This is a genomic window from Eubacterium ramulus (genome assembly GCF_003122485.1).
GTDB lineage: Bacteria > Bacillota > Clostridia > Lachnospirales > Lachnospiraceae > Eubacterium_I > Eubacterium_I ramulus_A.
This window is the reverse complement of the sequence record NZ_JRFU01000117.1, coordinates 1-2,837: the sequence shown is the minus strand read 5'-3', so window position 1 is coordinate 2,837 and position 2,837 is coordinate 1. Positions and strand designations below refer to the sequence as shown.

Below are 2,837 nucleotides of genomic sequence, written 5' to 3'. Positions count from 1 at the left end.
AAGAGCGCAGGGTGGATGCCTTGGCACTAAGAGCCGATGAAAGACGTGATAAGCTGCGATAAGCTGCGGTAAGGAGCAAATATCCATTGACCCGCAGATTTCTGAATGGGGAAACCCACATGAGAACACCTCATGTATCCATACGCCAATCCATAACGTATGGAGGGGAACCCGGTGAACTGAAACATCTAAGTAGCCGGAGGAAGAGAAAGAAACAATCGATTCCGTAAGTAGCGGCGAGCGAACGCGGAAGAGCCCAAACCATGGTGCGTGCACCATGGGGTTCGGACTGCATAATTGATCTGAAGAGCTTAGCAGAATGGTTTTGGGAAAGCCAGCCGGAGAGGGTGAAAGCCCCGTAAGCGAAAAGTGATTCAGCATGGCAGTATCCAGAGTACATCGAGACACGTGGAACCTTGATGGAAGGAGCGGGGACCACCCCGTAAGGCTAAATACTACTTAGTGACCGATAGCGCATAGTACTGTGAAGGAAAGGTGAAAAGGACCCCGGGAGGGGAGTGAAAGAGAACCTGAAACCCTGTGTTTACAAACTGTCGAAGGGCTTTATATGCCCGACGGCGTACTTTTTGTAGAACGGTCCGGCGAGTTGTGCATACTGGCAAGGTTAAGGGATGAAGTCCCGGAGCCGCAGGGAAACCAAGCCTTAATAGGGCGCGTCAGTCAGTGTGTGCAGACCCGAAACCGGGTGACCTATCCATGTCCAGGTTGAAGTTGCCGTAAAAGGCAATGGAGGACCGAACGCACATCCGTTGAAAAGGGTGGCGATGAGGTGTGGATAGCGGAGAAATTCCAATCGAACCCGGAGATAGCTGGTTCTCCTCGAAATAGCTTTAGGGCTAGCCTCGTTTTAGTCTGGTGGAGGTAGAGCACTGAATTCCCAAGGGGGCGTCAAAGCTTACTAAGGGATATCAAACTCCGAATGCCATACAGATGATGAACGGGAGTCAGACTATACGAGATAAGTTGGATAGTCAAAAGGGAAAGAGCCCAGACCTGCAGCTAAGGTCCCAAAGTGCATGTTAAGTGGAAAAGGATGTGGGATCTCTAAGACAACTAGGATGTTGGCTCAGAAGCAGCCATTCATTCAAAGAGTGCGTAACAGCTCACTAGTCGAGAGGTCCTGCGCCGAAAATGTCCGGGGCTAAAACATGCCACCGAAGCTCAGGAATGACATAGTCATTGGTAGAGGAGCATTCTTAACGCGAAGAAGCAGTACCGTAAGGAGCTGTGGAGTGCTAAGAAGAGAGAATGCCGGAATGAGTAGCGAGAACAAGGTGAGAATCCTTGTGGCCGAATATCCAAGGTCTCCAGGGTAAAGCTGATCTGCCCTGGGAAAGTCGGGACCTAAGGTCAGGCTGAAAAGCGTAGCCGATGGACAACAGGTTGATATTCCTGTACCGCATGGTAACAGAACTGTGGGGACACGGGAGGGAAACATGGGCCGGAAATGGAAAGTCCGGTACAAGCGAGGTAGTCGCACAGCAGGCAAATCCGCTGTGCATAAGACGAAGCCGTGATGTGGAGCGAAATGAAGTAGCGAAGCATGTGCCCCCTCCTGTCGAGAAAAGCCGCTATTGTTTGCCATGCGCCCGTACCGTAAACCGACACAGGTGGATGAGGAGAGAATCCTAAGGCCGGCGGGAGAAGCATTGTCAAGGAACTCGGCAAAATGACCCCGTAACTTCGGGAGAAGGGGTGCCCACGCAAGTGGGCCGCAGAGAATAGGCTCAAGCAACTGTTTAGCAAAAACACAGGTCTATGCGAAACCGTAAGGTGATGTATATGGGCTGACGCCTGCCCGGTGCTGGAAGGTTAAGAGGAGAGGTTAGCGCAAGCGAAGCTTTGAATCCAAGCCCCAGTAAACGGCGGCCGTAACTATAACGGTCCTAAGGTAGCGAAATTCCTTGTCGGGTAAGTTCCGACCCGCACGAAAGGCGTAATGATTTGAGCGCTGTCTCGACAATGCACCCGGTGAAATTGAAGTACCAGTGAAGATGCTGGTTACCCGCGCCAGGACGGAAAGACCCCATGGAGCTTTACTCCAGTTTGGTACTGGAGCCTGGTATTGCATGTACAGGATAGGTGGGAGCTTAAGAACCTGGGACGCCAGTCTCAGGGGAGGCGCTGTTGGGATACCACCCTTGCAATATCGGGTTTCTAACCAGCCGCCGTGATCCGGCGGTGGGACAATGCCAGGCGGGGAGTTTGACTGGGGCGGTCGCCTCCGAAAGGGTATCGGAGGCGCTCAAAGTTTCCCTCATAATGGTCGGAAACCATTAGAAGAGTGCAAAGGCAGAAGGGAGGCTGACTGCGACACCGACGGGTGGAGCAGGTACGAAAGTAGGACTTAGTGATCCGGTGGCATAAAGTGGGATTGCCATCGCTCAACGGATAAAAGCTACCCTGGGGATAACAGGCTTATCACTCCCAAGAGTTCACATCGACGGAGTGGTTTGGCACCTCGATGTCGGCTCATCGCATCCTGGGGCTGTAGCAGGTCCCAAGGGTTGGGCTGTTCGCCCATTAAAGCGGTACGCGAGCTGGGTTCAGAACGTCGTGAGACAGTTCGGTCCCTATCCGGCGCGGGCGTAGGATATCTGAGGGGAGCTGGCCTTAGTACGAGAGGACCGGGCTGGACGGACCACTGGTGTACCGGCTGTCATGCCAATGGCATCGCCGGGTAGCCAAGTCCGGAAGGAATAAACGCTGAAGGCATCTAAGCGTGAAGTCCCCCCCAAGATGAGATATCCCATCCTTTTAAAGGAGTAAAAACCCTTGAAGAGTACGAGGTAGATAGGGCAGAGGTGGAAGTGTGG

At 52.9% G+C, this 2,837-nt stretch carries 1 rRNA gene; it reads left to right on the top strand.

What is annotated here, in order from left to right:
• A 23S ribosomal RNA gene (locus LG34_RS10275) occupies positions 1-2,837 on the top strand; the annotation flags it as partial.